The organism is Bacillus salacetis, from assembly GCF_049177075.1.
Lineage (GTDB): Bacteria > Bacillota > Bacilli > Bacillales > Bacillaceae_B > Rossellomorea > Rossellomorea salacetis_A.
Genome location: NZ_CP185377.1, coordinates 1,094,332 through 1,110,618, shown reverse-complemented (window position 1 = coordinate 1,110,618; position 16,287 = coordinate 1,094,332). Strand labels below are relative to the sequence as shown.

20 protein-coding genes, 1 pseudogene and 1 riboswitch are annotated in these 16,287 nt (G+C 41.5%); of the genes and pseudogenes, 4 read left to right on the top strand and 17 right to left on the bottom strand.

Features of this window, described 5'->3' with window-relative positions; translation table 11 throughout:
• Positions 1-317: 317 nt before the first annotated feature.
• The 6 genes from ACOJQI_RS05620 to ACOJQI_RS05595 all read right to left on the bottom strand — a co-directional run bounded on the left by ACOJQI_RS05620 (position 318) and on the right by ACOJQI_RS05595 (position 4,166).
• Entirely contained in the window at positions 318-632 is a 315-nt protein-coding gene (locus tag ACOJQI_RS05620; RefSeq protein WP_421384034.1) for a YbjQ family protein, read from the bottom strand.
• Between the two features lie 2 nt (positions 633-634).
• Positions 635-844 (bottom strand): sigmaY antisigma factor component, encoded by a 210-nt coding sequence (locus ACOJQI_RS05615; protein WP_421384033.1) that lies wholly within the window; start codon positions 842-844, stop codon positions 635-637.
• Complete coding sequence (locus ACOJQI_RS05610) at positions 841-1,173, bottom strand: YxlC family protein (RefSeq protein WP_421384032.1); 333 nt, start codon at positions 1,171-1,173, stop codon at positions 841-843. The genes ACOJQI_RS05615 and ACOJQI_RS05610 overlap by 4 nt, the downstream gene beginning before the upstream one ends.
• Positions 1,142-1,690 (bottom strand): RNA polymerase sigma factor SigY, encoded by a 549-nt coding sequence (gene sigY, locus ACOJQI_RS05605; RefSeq protein WP_421384031.1) that lies wholly within the window; start codon positions 1,688-1,690, stop codon positions 1,142-1,144. The genes ACOJQI_RS05610 and sigY overlap by 32 nt, the downstream gene beginning before the upstream one ends.
• A gap of 200 nt (positions 1,691-1,890) precedes the next feature.
• Positions 1,891-3,162: an MFS transporter gene (locus tag ACOJQI_RS05600; protein WP_421384030.1), complete on the bottom strand. Its 1,272-nt coding sequence runs from the start codon at positions 3,160-3,162 to the stop codon at positions 1,891-1,893.
• Between the two features lie 134 nt (positions 3,163-3,296).
• A complete protein-coding gene (locus ACOJQI_RS05595) occupies positions 3,297-4,166 on the bottom strand; it encodes a hypothetical protein (RefSeq protein ID WP_421384029.1) in 870 nt (289 codons plus the stop codon).
• Between the two features lie 500 nt (positions 4,167-4,666).
• Between ACOJQI_RS05595 and ACOJQI_RS05590 the strand changes: the two genes are divergently transcribed.
• Positions 4,667-5,176: a universal stress protein gene (locus ACOJQI_RS05590; RefSeq protein WP_421384028.1), complete on the top strand. Its 510-nt coding sequence runs from the start codon at positions 4,667-4,669 to the stop codon at positions 5,174-5,176.
• Between the two features lie 100 nt (positions 5,177-5,276).
• On the opposite strand, the gene ACOJQI_RS05585 is transcribed toward ACOJQI_RS05590, so the two are convergent.
• Positions 5,277-5,744 carry a helix-turn-helix transcriptional regulator gene (locus ACOJQI_RS05585; RefSeq protein WP_421384027.1) on the bottom strand — a complete coding sequence of 156 codons (468 nt, stop codon included), beginning with the start codon at positions 5,742-5,744 and terminating at the stop codon, positions 5,277-5,279.
• A 374-nt stretch (positions 5,745-6,118) separates the two neighbouring features.
• On the opposite strand from ACOJQI_RS05585, the gene ACOJQI_RS05580 reads away from it, so the two are divergent.
• Positions 6,119-7,234 (top strand): histidine kinase N-terminal domain-containing protein, encoded by a 1,116-nt coding sequence (locus ACOJQI_RS05580; protein ID WP_421384026.1) that lies wholly within the window; start codon positions 6,119-6,121, stop codon positions 7,232-7,234.
• Between the two features lie 40 nt (positions 7,235-7,274).
• Here the strand turns inward: ACOJQI_RS05580 and ACOJQI_RS05575 are convergent, their stop codons facing one another.
• Positions 7,275-7,955, bottom strand: a complete 681-nt coding sequence (locus ACOJQI_RS05575; RefSeq protein ID WP_421384025.1) for a GNAT family N-acetyltransferase — start codon at positions 7,953-7,955, stop codon at positions 7,275-7,277.
• 147 nt (positions 7,956-8,102) lie between these two features.
• Here ACOJQI_RS05575 and ACOJQI_RS05570 point away from each other — a divergent pair, with 147 nt between their 5' ends.
• Positions 8,103-8,534: a hypothetical protein gene (locus ACOJQI_RS05570; RefSeq protein ID WP_421384024.1), complete on the top strand. Its 432-nt coding sequence runs from the start codon at positions 8,103-8,105 to the stop codon at positions 8,532-8,534.
• A 52-nt stretch (positions 8,535-8,586) separates the two neighbouring features.
• Here ACOJQI_RS05570 and splB read toward each other — a convergent pair whose 3' ends face one another.
• From splB to ACOJQI_RS05535, 7 genes are all read right to left on the bottom strand, one after another.
• Positions 8,587-9,615, bottom strand: coding sequence for a spore photoproduct lyase (splB, locus tag ACOJQI_RS05565; protein ID WP_421384023.1), 1,029 nt, complete (start codon positions 9,613-9,615; stop codon positions 8,587-8,589).
• A 12-nt stretch (positions 9,616-9,627) separates the two neighbouring features.
• Positions 9,628-9,873, bottom strand: coding sequence for a transcriptional regulator SplA domain-containing protein (locus tag ACOJQI_RS05560; RefSeq protein WP_421384022.1), 246 nt, complete (start codon positions 9,871-9,873; stop codon positions 9,628-9,630).
• 353 nt (positions 9,874-10,226) lie between these two features.
• Complete coding sequence (locus ACOJQI_RS05555; protein WP_421384021.1) at positions 10,227-10,367, bottom strand: hypothetical protein; 141 nt, start codon at positions 10,365-10,367, stop codon at positions 10,227-10,229.
• Between the two features lie 107 nt (positions 10,368-10,474).
• The gene (locus ACOJQI_RS05550) at positions 10,475-11,212 is read right to left on the bottom strand and encodes an ABC transporter ATP-binding protein (RefSeq protein ID WP_421384020.1); all 738 of its coding nucleotides are present in this window, start codon (positions 11,210-11,212) and stop codon (positions 10,475-10,477) included.
• Positions 11,184-11,975, bottom strand: coding sequence for an ABC transporter permease (locus tag ACOJQI_RS05545; protein ID WP_421384019.1), 792 nt, complete (start codon positions 11,973-11,975; stop codon positions 11,184-11,186). The genes ACOJQI_RS05550 and ACOJQI_RS05545 overlap by 29 nt, the downstream gene beginning before the upstream one ends.
• The gene (locus tag ACOJQI_RS05540) at positions 11,972-12,262 is read right to left on the bottom strand and encodes a thiamine-binding protein (protein WP_421384018.1); all 291 of its coding nucleotides are present in this window, start codon (positions 12,260-12,262) and stop codon (positions 11,972-11,974) included. Before ACOJQI_RS05540 ends, ACOJQI_RS05545 begins: the two co-directional genes overlap by 4 nt.
• A 14-nt stretch (positions 12,263-12,276) precedes the next feature.
• Complete coding sequence (locus tag ACOJQI_RS05535; RefSeq protein ID WP_421384017.1) at positions 12,277-13,287, bottom strand: ABC transporter substrate-binding protein; 1,011 nt, start codon at positions 13,285-13,287, stop codon at positions 12,277-12,279.
• A 132-nt stretch (positions 13,288-13,419) separates the two neighbouring features.
• Positions 13,420-13,531: riboswitch (TPP riboswitch) on the bottom strand.
• 200 nt (positions 13,532-13,731) lie between these two features.
• On the opposite strand from ACOJQI_RS05535, the gene ACOJQI_RS05530 reads away from it, so the two are divergent.
• Positions 13,732-14,634, top strand: coding sequence for an aldo/keto reductase (locus ACOJQI_RS05530; RefSeq protein WP_421384016.1), 903 nt, complete (start codon positions 13,732-13,734; stop codon positions 14,632-14,634).
• A gap of 147 nt (positions 14,635-14,781) precedes the next feature.
• On the opposite strand, the pseudogene fbpA reads toward ACOJQI_RS05530, so the two are convergent.
• A pseudogene (fbpA, locus tag ACOJQI_RS05525) lies at positions 14,782-14,868 on the bottom strand (Fur-regulated basic protein FbpA); the annotation flags it as partial.
• 101 nt (positions 14,869-14,969) lie between these two features.
• The gene (locus ACOJQI_RS05520) at positions 14,970-16,214 is read right to left on the bottom strand and encodes an ATP-binding protein (protein WP_421384015.1); all 1,245 of its coding nucleotides are present in this window, start codon (positions 16,212-16,214) and stop codon (positions 14,970-14,972) included.
• Positions 16,215-16,287 lie beyond the last annotated feature (73 nt).

Below are 16,287 nucleotides of genomic sequence, written 5' to 3'. Positions count from 1 at the left end.
GCATGTCTTTGGACATAAAAAGGCACAGGTTACAGACGTAACCCGTGCCCTTATATCATAGCCATATAATTAAAAGGCATTAAAAGGCTGGAGCTGACTCCAGACAGGTTACGTGATTATGTTGTTTTAAAGAACGAGCTCTTTTGCTTTCTGCCATTACAATCATCACGAAACCCTCCTTTTTTCATTAATTTTCTAATTCAAGATAACATTACCATGATGCATTGACGGTGTCAATTGACATTTTCGGATTATTCATGGTATTCTTTCTTTTGCTTTTTGGCTGGGCCAATTATTTATATTCCTGAATTTTTCTATTATGCTACTACCACCGCTGTTCCATAAGCAATAATCTCAGATGCATTCTGCATCACGGCTGATGTTTCAAAACGGACTGTAACAATCGCATTGGCTCCTTTTTGTTCTGCATCCTTGATCATCCGTTCGATTGCCTGCTGGCGGGCCTGCTCCATCAACTCGCTGTACTCACTGATTTCCCCGCCTACTATAGTCTTTAGACTTGCAATGATGTCCTTACCGATATGTTTTGCTTGAACCGTGCTCCCTCGTACAAATCCTTTCAGCTCAACGATTTCTTTTCCAGGTACTGTTTCTGTCGTTACAATGATCATTTTCATTTCCCCCTATAGGTTCCTATTTTTTTCAATGCTTTTCTGGCAAAGATAAAGTAAAAAATGAGTGGGAAAGGACATTGAATCAATCCCCATAACCCCCAAAACCAGTATTTATGACCTCTTTTTCTTGCATCCGTAAACAGGAACAAGCTTTGCAGGAGCAGGAGAGGTGCCACTACGAGAAGCGTCAAAAGTTCTTCTTCTGTCATGTTCTCTTCACCTGCTTCAAGTAAGACAATCCACTATAGCCTACAGCTGCCACAAATACACCCACTTGAATTACGGCGAAGAGGACGATGCTCTTGTTAAAGGCAAAAAGGATGACGCTGATCATCATGACAGCAATTACCAGAAAAATGGCCAGTTCTTTTCGGTATTTATGTTTTAAGGTCTCTTGCTGATTTAAGGCAAATTGTTCAAACCATTGATCAGAAGGAGTTCCATCTTCAATATCTTTATCTATCGCTTTAAAGCTATCATCCAAAAGCTCGTGAAGGTCATCCCAATCACTTTGCTGTTCCTGTTTTTCTTGTTTCATCAACTTTTAACTCCTTTCGCAGAGAATGTATACCATGATGAATTCGTGATTTCACAGTTCCTTCCGGCAGCTTTACCATTCCGGCAATCTCCTCGTACGAAAAACCATAATAATGTTTCAGCACGATAGGCAGCCTGACTTCTTCTGAAAGCTTGGACAAAGCTTCCAGAAGGTCATTCCATTCCTCGTTTCTTGACTGCATATCCCATTTCATCTTTCGAAGATTGATTTCCTGCTGCTGCCAGTCCCGTTCTTTTTTCCGTTTTCTCTGCAGATCAATAAACCGGTTCGTCGCTATTGTCATGAGCCAGGAGGAAAATTTCGATTTACCATTATAAAGATGAATTTTTTCCACACACTTCGCCATGGTATCCTGTGCGAGTTCTTCAGCCAGGTCGCGATTCATTGTCACCTTGACAAGATATTTTACAAGGAAAGGATAGTTCTCTTTAAAAAGAACCGCAAAAGCTTTGTGATCTCCTTTTTTTGCTTTTTTTATCAACTCTTTTTCGTCCATCCCTTAAATTCCTCACTTTTTCTTCAGCTTGGCTGATTCATATATATGACGGATAACTTTTCATTTCGTTCATTTTTTATGTAAAAAGTTTCAGGTGTTTTTGGAAATAATATAGATTGCTCATCCCTTTACCTATAATACCGTTTTTTGGATGGAAGTATGACAAAGAAAAGGACTTCTTCAAGAGAAGCCCTTCTGAGTCAGGAAGAAGCGACAGCATGCTGAATTTCCTCTGTCTCTTTCATGAACTTCGGCAGGATGACGGTGTAGAACACACCTACAAACATCAAACATCCGCCGACGATCCAATAAAGCATTTCTATACTTAAAATCGCCGGAAAACTGAATGCGATGAAGCCCAAGGTAACCGATTGTGACAGCATCATGATCGGGCTGATCCACCCCTGGACCCTTCCCATCATCTTCGGTTCGATGATACTTGGCATCCATCCCCCGATTGCAATGTTCACAAGCGGAAGTCCCAGGGCAGCAAAGAAGATTATACCTAGAAACATCCAAGTTGTTGTTGCAAATGAGGATAAGATGATGAAGCTTCCTGATATCGTTAATCCAGCGACAATCAAATGATGAAATTTAAATTTCTGCGTAAGCATTGATGCTATGACACTGCCGATGAGAACCCCGGCACCGAATGCCACCCCAAGAAGAATTGAATATTCCTCATAGGTTTGTGGAGCCAGTTTGTATTTCAAGATAAAGATCGGCATTACTGAAAATCCTCCATTGACCACGCCGAATACAAAGAAGCCGCCAATCAGACTCATCAAAAGTTTATGCTTGAATATATACAGCATTCCGAGCTTGAAATCCTTCATGATGAATGAAAAACTGAGATCCTTTAATTTATGCGGCCCATTAGGCAATCTCGCTTCAACCGGCACTTGGCATTTTTTGATTAAAATGGCGCTGATAATAAAGGTCAGCGTATCAAGGATGACTGCTCCATATATACCGGACAGCCAGTAAATCAGGATGGCGATTCCATTCCCGAACAGCATGAAAAGGCTCATTACCATTTGATTCAATCCAGCCGCAGTGGAGTAATCATCCTTCGTCAACACCCCTTGCAGGATTCCCTGCTCTGCCGGGAAGAAGAATTTCTGAACAGCACTTCTTAAGAAAAGGATAAAGAAGATGAAAGGCATCCAGCCGATGAAGATCGCCGCCAATAGGACCAGGGACAAAACGGCGCTGATTGTGTCACAGTAATACGCTATCTTCTTTCGATCCATCCGGTCTGCCAGGACTCCGACCAGGAAAAAGACTGCCAAAGTAGGAATCGAATACATCATTTCCGTTATCGATGCAAAGACCGGCTGCTCCGAGAAACGGTCCAGCAGATAAAACATGAAGGCGGTAAGTCCAATTACACTTCCCATGTGAGAGGTGAAATTGGCAAAGAACAATTTTGTAAATGTAGGATTTTGAAAGATTTCCTTAAATTTTTTCATGATTAATTCTCCCATCCAATTATTTGATCAATCCTAATTGTAAGAAAATGGCGGGATCATGTTCAGAGGCTTGTGATGGTTTCTTTCTCCGTCTTCAGGCTGATTAGGTATAAGACCGACTGGCATCTTTCGGTTTATTCAGATTGATTTTTCAGTTCCTTCATAATGCTTGACACCTTTTTTATAACAACATCCAACTCTTCCCCTGCTCTCTCCCTTCTTTTTACGGAAACCGGGATTATGTACGTCTGCATTTTGAGATGGGAAATTATTTGCTTTTCCAAAGCCATCCTTTCTTCGAGCAGTTGAACAACCCCTTCCACCCCTCCAGGCAAGGCATGAGCTCTTCCGTATTCCTGTTCGGTATAGTAGCTTGATACATGTTGGAACCATTCTGAAGATCGGCTGGATCTAACGTCTTCAATAACATCACGAACTGAGTCCGGAGCGAGATAAAACAACAGTGAATCTAATCCTGCGATGATTTGCTCGATGTCCAAAACAAACTCCATGATGGACTCGGGAGATTCATTGCATTTTGCCATCAACATCGTCAGGGGATTCTGCAGGAAACAGCAATCCGTTATGACTATTGAATCCGATTTTTCCGCTTGTGCAGCAAACGTTTTCCATTTTGATAAAACAAGCTCTTTATAAACGCCGGAGGACATCTCATAGACATCATACTTTGAAAGTTCTGCTGCACACTCTTCTGTTACCATACCGGTGCTGGCAAGTGTTCCATATGGAATCAGTACACCTTGATAACACCCATTATGGTGATATGAATCCCTGAGTTTTTCCAATTCGGGGAAAGTTGTTTTCAAGTCGTCCAGCCTTTCGTATGAAACAAATGCTGTGGACTCATAATCAATGGGGTGGTTAAGATCCCCTTCTCCGTACACTCGGGCATTCACCCCCGCGTCGTGCAGCTGGTTTTCAATATATTCACATGCCGAAGTCTTCCTCGCACCGGGAATTCCTTCAACCAAAATCAATTTCATAAATCTTCCTCCCTTCACACCCTTTTAGAATATTCGCCTAAATCTGCATTAATCCTTTCCCAGTTGAAATTTTACCCCTTTAAAGCGCTAAGGGGGACTGTCCCTTTTAGCGCTTTAAAGCACTGGGGGACTGTCCCCTGTTACGGTAAAGCGTTAAAGGATGCTGATTTTACAGGGTTTTACAATGTTTAATAAAATTTCGTGCGGGGTACTACTCTAGTAAATACAAAATTCATCATTTAAATGAATGACTCTATTAAATCTAAAGCTGAGGTGAGTTTACATGATTCGTACAATACTAATGATCATTGGAGCTATCGTCGTGATCGGAGCAATTCTGGCACTAATCTAATCTTACACAAGGAATGATGGAACAGCATTGCAGAGATGTACCATCATTCCTTTTTTAAATTCAGCGAAGTTTCCCCATGCAAGATTCTTGGGTATATAAAGCCAATATAAGAAACTTCATAAAAATTATATTTAAGAGGTGAGGACAATTGTTTAAGAATATCTTGCTTGCTTATGATAATAGTGATGGAAGCAGAAAAGCTCTTGAAAAGGCCATCGAGCTGCTTGCCCATAACAAAGAAGCTAATTTGACTGTCGTTCATGTAACGGATGGCAGCGAGTATACAGAGGAACAGGGAAGTGAACAATTCACCCGGTCCCTGGACGTGATCAACACCGGGTTGGGTTCCCTGGAAGCCCAAAATCTTCCTACCAGCTACGACAACAAAATCGAAGACCGCCATCCGATCAGGAAGAATAAAACAGGAGATCAATTCAAAACTGTCAGGGAAGATCTTGAATCAAGAGGGGTTCATGCAAATTATGAACTGCTTACAGGTTCTGAAGCAGACAGCATTTGCCATTATGCAGAAGAAAAGGGTGTTGACATCATTGTTGTTGGCAGCAGCAGCAAGACAGGGATCAAAAAATGGTTCCTTGGAAGCGTCAGCGAAAAGATTTCCCATAACTGTTCCAGCAGCATACTGATTGTAAAATAATATACAGAAAAAAAGAGGCTGTCTCCTCAGGGTATGACACCATCAGCCGGCCAATACTACTCATTGCCGTTAATGGTTCACCCTTCTGCGGGACAGCCTCTTATAATTTCATATCCTGCTGGGCAAGCAGTTCATTCATGCGTTTCTTTGCTTGTTTTTCGTCAAAAGTACTATAGATGTGGTAATATTCTTCATCGAGGATTCTATAATGGTGGCTGATGATATTCTGCTGCAGAATATATCCCCCATCTGCATTGACTTCCTTCCACCAAATCTTTCCGCCCATGGTTTTCTCTTTACGGTAATCAACATCTTTCCTGGCTACGACCTCAACGACTTCAAGAGGTTCACCGCCGAATGAGTTCATCAGTGTTTCACTATTGCGGAAAAGAGCGCATACTGCAATAACGGTCGTCCATCCGGCCACCATACGGCCTTTCTCAATTTGCACCAGCGTTTTTTTGGAGACACCGATAACAGATGCCATCTTATCCTGTGTATACCCGGCTTCTGTACGGACTACCTTAAGCTTTTCGGAAACAATTAGAATCAATTCCTCTTTTGTCATAGCACACACCTCCAAGACTTCCAATAGTGTAATTTTACTCTATCAATATATTAATTGCCAATTTACTTTTTTTAAATAAGAACCAATTTAATAAAATCTAATATATACCCAATTATTATATCGGATTTCCCGTTAGACCGCCTCATTAAATATTAACCGCTGGCATCCTTGAATAACCTGGTCATTTAAGCCTTGGTTTTTAGGATTTTATAGCTATTTTTAAATGAAATTTGGTGTTTTTTCCAATTTACCCTATAAAAAGTCCTTCATTAAAGATATATTAAGAGTAGAGATTTTCTTTTTAAAACCATTATATAAAGATAAGATGTCAGACTCCATAGATAAAAATAAATATGGTTATTAGAGGTGAAACGATGTCTACTGTTAAACAAGAAGTGATTAATTTCTTCAATAGTCATAAAGAAGAGATGTTACAAGGCTGGGTCAATCAGCTTTCGCCTTCTGATGTTAAATTCTCAAAAGATCAAATTATCAAAAACGGCCTGCATGTTTTTGATAAATTCATAGAATGTTTACATATCCCGCAAGAGGACCTGGACCAATATATACAGGCCGAAGCCTATTTTGTTGCCAAGCAGCGTTTTGAATCTGAAACCAATATTGGGGAATTTGTGTACAATTTAAATCTTGGACGTTCAGAGGCCCTCAAACACCTCGATGGTTTAAGCACTGAATGGGTTGAACTTCAGCGCATCGTCAACAAAATCAACTATTTTTTTGATAAATTTACATATTACACGGTTTCGCACTACACGCATATGAAAGACCAAATTATCAGGGAAAAAGAGCAGTATATCGATTCTCATCATGAAGACAGACTTTCCCTCCTTGGAAAAATGACCTCAAGCTTTGTCCACGAGTTCAGAAATCCTCTTACGTCTATCAATGGTTTTATCCAGCTGCTAAAAGCCGACCATCCTGATATGTCTTATTTGGATATCATTTCCGCTGAACTTGATCAGCTGAACTTCAGGATTTCACAATTTCTTCTATTGTCAAAGAAGTCCGCTGTCAGCACAGAAAAGACTGCCTTCTCTTTAAATGAATTGATTGAGGAAGCTCTGGCTTTCTTATACCCAAGAATCCTTGAGGTTAATGTCTCGGTCCATAAACAGCTTGAGAATGATTTTGAAGTGTTGGGATGGAAGGAAGAATTCAGGCAGGTCATCATCAATATTATATTCAATGCAATCGATGTTCTCAGCACAAGTTCTGCTGCACCGAAAATCTGGATAGAATCCAAGCATCAAGCAGACCACTTCAGCCTTTGTATATGCAATAATGGTGAAAAAATACCTGATGAGATCTTAACCAGTATCTTTGAACCATTCGTTACTTCCAAAAAAGATGGTACAGGTTTGGGACTTTTCATTTGCAAAGAAATCGTGGAGAAGCACGATGGAAAGTTAACGTGTCAATCTACGGATGAATTCACATCATTTATCATTACACTTCCGGCAAAATTTTAGGACTATCTCTTAATTAGAAAGATAGCCCTGACAATTTTGCCTAACGGGAGTATATTTTAATGGATTGAATTTTCACGCAGCCATTCTTCTGAAAGACCTTTTTCATTGGTAAATTTTGAACATCGGTAGTTCCGATATAGGAATCAGCTTTGAGTTCCATCCTTAATGATGCTGCTGCAAAATTATGGACCTCAGAAGCCAATCCTTGGCCTCTGAATTGAGGTGTGATGCCAAAGAAGAAAATTCTTCCCTCTGTCTTTGTATAAGGTTCGATATGAGGAATAAAGAAACCGGCATCTTTACCAGCCTTCCTCACCAAGTAGATCCGGAACTTATCACGCTCCACCTCAGTATACAGCCCATCCAGCATCCTTTCTGCTTCCTCGGGGCTTCCCAGTATTAAGCTCAAACACCGCTGTGCCTCTTCAGTGGATGGATGGCAAATATACTCAAGAGAACTATCAGGAAAATCTGTTGTTTCCCGAAGATCTTTATAATATACCTCCCTCTCCTTCACCTGCTTCAATCCCAGTTTTTGCAGGGTTCCCGCAATACCAAGCCCAATATTGCCCGCAGGGATGACAACCGTTACCTTATTGGCTCCAGGAATTCTATTATACGCCTCTTTCAGTTCTTCAATATCCTTGTCTCTTAGACCCTCATTCATTGAACTCCATTCCAATGTACTGTATCCTTTTCCTTCTAGCAGTTTCCAACTCACATTCATCACTCCCATGCTCTTTATTCTATTAATCATGGTAAAGCATAAGGAAGCATGTTCCAATAAATTTCTGCCTTTTTATGAGTAATCATTAACATAGCGGGTATTGAGTAATAACTCAACTTAATAAGAAAGGACTTCATAAGAATGGCGCAAAATGAAATATACTTTTTGTCTCCAAGTCACCAAAGAAGCTTAATGGCAGAGGGTTGGGCACAAAAAACAGATATTTCCGGATGGAAGTTTAACAGCGGCGGATGGGTCGATGCGCGCACACACACCTTCAGCGTTGAAGCTATGAAAGAGCTTTGTATAGATATCTCTGAGAAGAAAAAGAAGAAAGCGGATCCTCTACAATTGAACGAAGCCTCTGTGATCATTGCCATCCATGATTTTGACGAGGACCTTGAGTTTGAAATTCCTCATCATTGCCAGGATAAAGTCGTTCATTGGAATTTGCCCAATCCGGAAAAAAGAGCGAAGACACCTGTTGAAGAGTGGGTTCTTTACCAGGAACTATGTGATTCACTCGCAATGAAGGTAAAACATCTTAAAGAAGTATTAAATACGATCACATAAATAACCACCTTGTCAGAGAGATGACCAGGTGGTTTTCTTTTTATGGCTTTTCTTACGTGAAATACTCCAGCTTTGCATCAGGGAAGAATTTTTCCATATATCCATGTAAATGGTCCTTAATATCTTGTTCTTCTTCCTTTTGATAAATATATTTGCCGATACCATATTTACCCCATTTATATCTTCTTTGAGTTTCATCCAGTTCAAGCTTTGTCATCGGATAATTCTTTTCGATGACCCGTTTGGCAGGCTTGGTGAAACGATGCTGGATGAATTCGAAGGTCAAATCTTTTTTGGCGTAATCAGGAAGTTCGGCATCAAGGCGTTCAAACATGTGGTGATACCCTTCTTCCCACCCCTCATGAAGATAGATTGGCGCCACGATAAAACCAAGCGGGTAGCCAGCTCTTGCTACTTTGCCTGCTGCTTCGATTCTTTTATCAAGCGGTGAGGTGCCAGGTTCAAAATTCTTAATGACATAGTCCGCATTGACACTGAACCGGAAGCGGGTTTTCCCATTATGCTTAGCGTCGAGCAGGTGATCGACATGATGAAACTTTGTCACAAATCTCAATTTACCATGCTCTGACTCGCCAAAGTGTTCAATCGCTCTTTTGAGCGTGTGTGTCAGATGGTCAATTCCGACTATATCTGACGTACAGGCCGCTTCGAATCTTGTAAATTCAGGCGCTCTTTCTTTCATGTAATTATCTGCGGCATCAAGGATCTCATCTACATTCACATAAGTCCTTATGTACGGCTTGCTCCCCATGGTTGTTTGAAGATAACAATAATGGCAGTGGCCCATACAGCCGGTTGCAAAGGGAATGGCATATTCAGCAGATGGTTTTGACGTATCAAACTTCAATGTTTTCCTGACACCCACCACCAAGGTTGATTTAGCAACCCTGTACTTTTGAAAATGGTTGTCTCCCGGGAGATTGCGGACCTGATTGTGCGAGGTTGTTTCCCGGATCTCAATATCCATCTTCTCAAATTTTTCTTTTAGTTGTTTACCGAGGGGATATTCAAGAGCTCCAGGTTCAATATAGACTAATTGAGGAACAAATGGTTTATTCATTGCTTCACCATCCTAAATTTCCCCGAAATAGCTCATGTACGCCTGCTCAGCCTGATCGGCTGTCTGGTACACCGCTATTTCATCATTGAGCGGATAATAGGTTTCATATAAAAATAAGGCAAGCTGTGAAGGGTCCTCCGGATTATGGACAACCGCAGCTTCCTGTACATTCGCAACACTCTGGGTATGGGGATTGCGGTAAATCACATAAACTACGTCCCCCGCCTGATAAGGAGTCAATTCATTATTCAGCTCCATTAGTAACATCCTTTCCTTAGACAGTATGTACTCATTTTCCCTAAAGGAAGCGGATATTATAGGTGGGTTTTTTTGGTGTTTTTCACTTACACTTCCGTGTGTGGACCCTTAAATGGCTGCTGCATGCGCAAAAAAGCGAGGTTTCGAAAATGGCGGGGTGTGCGTGCCGGGTTGATGGAAATGAGGACTTTAATTGGGGACTGCAAGGGATTTAAGGGGATGTTGGGACGGAATCTCTTTAAGGACATGATTTTCACTTCTCACTTCATTTGATGACGGCATAGACCCTCTTAGAGGACATCATTCTCCTCTTGCTTCTCTTTTGATGGCGGCATAGACTCTCTTTGGCGACATCATTCTCCTCTCGCATCTCTTTTGATGACGGCATAGACCCCCTTTGGCGACATCATTCTCCTCTCGCTTCTCTTTTGATGACGGCATAGACTCTCTTTGGCGACATCATTTTCGACCAGCTTTTCTTTTGATGACGGCATAGACCCTCTTTGGCGACATCATTCTCCTCTCGCTTCTCTTTTGATGGCGTTATAGACCCATTCTTCCTTAAATAAAAAAAGCCCTTCCCTAAGGAAAAGGCTTCTGTTTAGTCATGAATAACCAGTTCTTCATAAATTGTCTTTTTACACTGAAGGAACTCCTCGCTGAGAACAAGGTTCTTGTCTCTTGGTCTTGCGAATGGGACATCGAATTCTCTTTTTATCGATGCAGGTCTCTGCGAAAGGACAATCAGTCTGTCTGAAAGAAACAGAGCTTCTTCAATATTATGTGTGACAAAAATTATGCTTTTCTTATTTTCCTCCCAGATGGATAAGAGCCATTTTTGCATATCCAGCCGGGTGAATTCATCCAGGGCTGAAAATGGTTCATCAAGGCAGATGATCGGCTGCGGGCTGAGCAGTGCACGGATGAACGCAGCCCTTTGTTTCATGCCGCCGGATAATTCATGAGGGTAGGCTTTTTCATATCCATCCAGTCCGGCCCTGGCTATCATTTTGCGGGCGCCTTCCCTGTCTTTTTTTCCCGATAACTCTTGACCGAGGAGAACATTATCTTCAACAGTTCTCCAGGGAAGAAGTGACGGGGCTTGCGGCATATAGCTTATATAGCCCCTTTGCCCATTGATATTCTCTCCGTCTATCTTTATGCTTCCCTTTTCAGGTGAGTAAAGGCCTCCGATTAAATGAAAGAGTGTACTTTTTCCGCTCCCTGAAGGACCAAGTATGGATACAAATTCTCCATCCCCGACTGAAAGGCTGAGATCATCAAGAACGAGCTGGTCATCAAATGACTTATCAAGATGTTCGATTTTCAACTTTTCCATTCGTCTCTTCTCCTTTCGGCCGCCACTTGACCAGCCATTTTTCCAACCCGATAATTATGGCAAAGAACACAAGACTTAACACCATAATCGCAAAAATAGCGACAAATACACGATCTGTCCTGAATGAAGATGAAGCCAGCGTCATAAAGACACCGATTCCCTGCTTTGCTCCCAGCCATTCAGAAATGACAGCCCCCATCACACTGTAGGTGGCCGAAATCTTTAGTCCTGAAAAAATGGACGGAAGGGCATGCGGCCATTCCAGTTTCCGAAAAATCTGCATCTTGCTTGCACCCGCCATCTGCATGTAGTGTTTAAGCTCATTGCCTGTCTGCCTGAAACCATCCAAGGCAGCGACAGCCACAGGGAAAAAGCAGACCAGCGTAATAACGATCATCTTTGGCAGCAAGCCGAACCCGAACCATACAACCAGCAACGGAGCCAAGACAATGATCGGGATGTTCTGGGAAAGAATGAGAAGCGGATAAACCGATTCCCTTAAGACCGGAATCAGGTGGAGTCCCACTGCAACCACTAAACCGATACCGCAACCAAACAGGAATCCGAGAAGTGTCAGGGAAACCGTGGAAGTCAAATGTCCTTGGAAAGTCGGCCATACAGCGACTGCCTCACTGGCGATACGTGATGGAGACGGGAGCAGCCACGCAGGGATATCAGCGGTCCTTGCACTGATTTCCCAAATAATGAACAAGAGGATGATGACCACGGTAGGCCGCCATCCTCGTTTAAGGAATCTGTTCATCGATATTTCTCCGTTAATTGTCCCATGGAAATACCGCTTGGCTGATACAAAATCTTAACCTGGGAGATAACATTTATGCTTCCCATTTCAATCATCTTCTCGTTCATTTTTTCAATTATTTTCATTAAATCAGGTAAGTTCCCCTCCATTGTTGTTTCAAGAGGATGAACCTCGTATTTAACCCCCGATTCCCCAATGACTGATATAGCTGCATCAACATAAGGAATGACATCTTCGCCATTTTTGGTTTTCGGCAGTATTTGAATACTGATTAAACTGTTTTCCATATTAGAAACACCTCTTATTCCGGCAAGAATTCATTCGTAAACGCTTTTTCAGCGTCTAATTCAGCTTCCAGCAATTCATTTTCATACATCCAGTCCGCATAGTTCTTCCAGACTTCCAGCTTTTGCTCCCCCCATCTCGGGGCATCATCCGTATACTTGGAAGCGAGCCACTCCTGGCTTGCTTTTACGAGATCTGCATCCAGATCCGGCGCCGCATCGATGAGGATTTGAGCCGCTTCTTCAGGATTATCGATGGCGAAATTATACCCTTTAGAGGCAGCAGCTAAAAACGCTTCAACAGTTTCCGGGTCATCTGCAATCATTTCTTCATTTGTCGTCAATACCGGAGTATAGTAGTCAAGCTTCCCCGAGTAGTCTGTTAAATATATCATATTGATGTCTTCATTTCTAAGTTCAGCTTCAATCCCCGTCCAGCCATAATAGATCCAGGCAAAGTCAATGTCTCTTTGAACAGCTGTAAAGAAGTCACTGTCACCCATGTTGACGAAATCCACTTCCGTTACATCTGCATTTTCCTGCTTCATGATTGATGCCATGACAGCCTCCTCAACAGGTGAACCCCAGCCGCCATAAGTTTTTCCTTCAAAATCCTTTGGTGTCTCGATATTCTTGTCAGCAGGAGAGGCGAACCCCGAGGTATTGTGCTGAATGACCGCCGCTATGGATACCAGCGGAACATCCTGAACCCTTGCCTGTGTCACGCCTTCCTGGTAGCCTACACCGAATTCAGCTTTGCCGGAAGCCACAATGGAATCGGCCCCTGCTTCACCAGGCATGATGATTTCCACATCAAGTCCTTCTTCTTCAAAGTAGCCCTTTTCCTTCGCTGCGTATAAACCGGTATGGTTGGTATTCGGAGTCCAATCCAACACTACAGAAACTTCTTTCAATGTTTCTGTTCCGTTCCCATTACCGTTCTCATCCTGATCGGCATTGTTGTTCTGCCCACAGCCGGCAATCAAAACAGCTGAGGCTGAGAATAATGCTAAAAGTGCTTTTTTCATTATAGGTTCCTCCTAAGTGTCAAAAATTTGCGAGTGTTTAAGAACCTGTTAAACCTGTTCACATTTACCTTTAGTCTGTCCAAATAAAAAAGCGCCCCGGCGTTAGTCCGGGACGCATATTAAAAACAGAATTACCGTTTAGAATATGTTCCCTACGCTGGTCTCAGCCAGATCAGGTTCCAAGGGTCAGTATCTAAAAAGGATACAATCTCAACCAGCTTCACTGGTCCCCCCACTATTCTCGCATATTTAATTAATTCCATTCTCTACTTTGACATAAACATCCCTATAATTCAAGAGATTTCATTTAACACTTTACCCCTTTAACGCAGTGGGGGACAGTCCCCCGCCGCGTTAAAGGGGTAAAGTAACAAGCTTTCTTATTTTGAAGATTGCTTCATACAGGCTATAATTGATGAAAGAGAAATGATTAGGAGGATACAGATGGATAGAATTCAGCTTGCAGAGGACCTTTCATTCTCAAGGTTCATTCATGGACTTTGGCGGTTAAACGATTGGAACCAATCGAAAGAAGAAACATTGGCATTAATAGAAGAGGTTATGGCAGCAGGTATCACGACCTTTGATCATGCTGACATTTACGGAAGCTACACTTGTGAAGATTTATTCGGAGACGCACTGGCTCTGAAACCGTCTTTAAGAGATCAAATGGAGATCGTAACAAAATGCGGTATCGTGCTGCCTTCCCAAAATCGTCCAGAGCACAAAACTCATCATTATAACACAAGCAAAAAACACATAATCACGTCAGTGGAAAACTCTCTGACCAGCTTGAAAACGGATTACATTGATGTACTGCTCATACACCGTCCAGATCCATTTATGGACCCTGAACAAACAGCAGATGCATTTAGCCAGCTCCATAAAGAAGGTAAAGTACGCTACTTTGGTGTTTCCAACTTTAAAGATCACCAATTCAGCATGCTGCAGTCCTATTCAGACTTCCCCTTGATCACCAACCAACTTGAATTGTCACCATATGAGCTGGAGAATTTTGAAGACGGGACATTGAACCATGCCCTGCAAAATCGGATCCCGCCTATGGCCTGGTCTCCATTGGCAGGAGGCAGGCTCTTCTCGAGTGAAGATGAAAAAGCTGTCCGCCTGCGCAGCACATTGGAAAAAGTCCGGGAAGAAAAGAATGCGGCTGATGTCAGCCAAATCATTTATGCATGGTTACTAAACCATCCTTCCCGCATTATGCCTATCATTGGTTCCGGCAAAATCGAAAGGATCCGGTCAGCTGCCGACTCTCTTGATATCAAATTGAATCATGACCAATGGTTTGAAATCCTGCAAAGTTCCATGGGACATGATGTACCTTAGAAGGTATAAAAAAGAATCCTGCTGCATGCAGGATTCTTTACTTTGTAGAAAGATTTAATTTTTTGCAGGACTCAAGCTGAAAGCACTCTTTTCATTCACATTGTTTCCGATAATCGTCGATAATGAATGATCCACATAGTGAGCCAGGTACTCTTTCTGAAGTTCATTTTTACTCAATTCATAAAGCTGTTTATCCGAAATTTTATAAATTCCTATTCTTAGTAACTGTTTAATATAAAAATCTTCTGTTGTATTTGTGTTTCTTCGTTGCACGGTTAATCCCTCCGAAAAGAGTATACCCGCTTTTCTGCTTTTCTAACCTTTCACACAAAACTCTATGAGATTGGCTGTGTTATCGGAAGTTCAATAGAAACAGTTGTCCCTGTTCCTTCAACACTATCGTACTGTATGGTACCATGGTGCTCTTCAATAATCTTAAAACTCACCATTAAACCAAGTCCCGTGCCATCTGATTTGGTGGTATGAAATGGTGTCCCCAGCTGCTCGAGATCTTTTTCAGCTATCCCCTGACCTTCATCCTTAATGGTCAGAAGTATCGTTCCGGAATCAGCCATTTCTGTCTTGATGATGATCTGTCCCCCGGAAGGCATTGCCTCCATTCCATTTTTGATCAGATTAATCAATACTTGCTTCAAATGTTTCGCATCACATTCAATCCCCGGGAGGTCAGCACCCGTTTTCACAGTGAAAGATACGCTCTGATTTTTCGCATCACTATCCAGTACTTTTAATACATAATGAATGATTTCCTTAAGATCATGATTTTCAAAATTCATCCCTTTTGGTTTCCCAATCACCAGTAGATCATCAAGCAAAGACGAGATTCTTTCAATTTCATTTATCATAATCGTATAGTACTCACTGTCTTCGGGATGTTTTTCATGCTGCAATTGGGTAAAACCCTTCAAAGACGCCAGCGGATTCCTAACCTCATGGCTGATCGAAGTGGCGAACCTGCCGACAGCCGCAAGTTTTTCTGTATGGCGGAGTTCGTCGTTTAATTTCAATCTCGTTTCAAGGTTAGAATGGAATCGGCTGAGAAATATATACGAGACAACTGAAACAATTCCATAAAGGACAATAGGTAAGATCACTTGAAAAGCACCCAGTATCAGGCCCAATAAGGCATATTTTATTATCATGCCTAGTGAAGTAAACCAAAAAAACCGTTTGTTAATAAAAATAGGAGAAAATAAAATGAAAATAATTTCTACAGCATGCCCAGAGCTGAATTCCAAATCAGTACCTAAATAGATCATAAGACTATTAATAATATCGATAAAGATAAAGCCAAATAAATAAAGATACTTTATAGAATAAACTCTTCCCTTTTTAGCTAGAAAGATGGATATTGGCAGAAATAATATCAATATTATATGAAACCAAAAACCAAGGCCGTCTGCAGGCAGGCCCATTTGCTTATTCTCATAATATCTAAATCCATAGTAATAAAACAGATCATACGCTATTAGCAAAAAATAAAATAAGGATAAAAATAGTTTTAGTGTTTTTACCTCTTCTCTATGCAATTTTATATTATCAAGTTTTTGATTTGTCATGTGCGCTCCTTTTAAAATCTATAAACTTCTTTAGGACTATCCACTTAATAATATAAGAAAAACAGGTATCTTG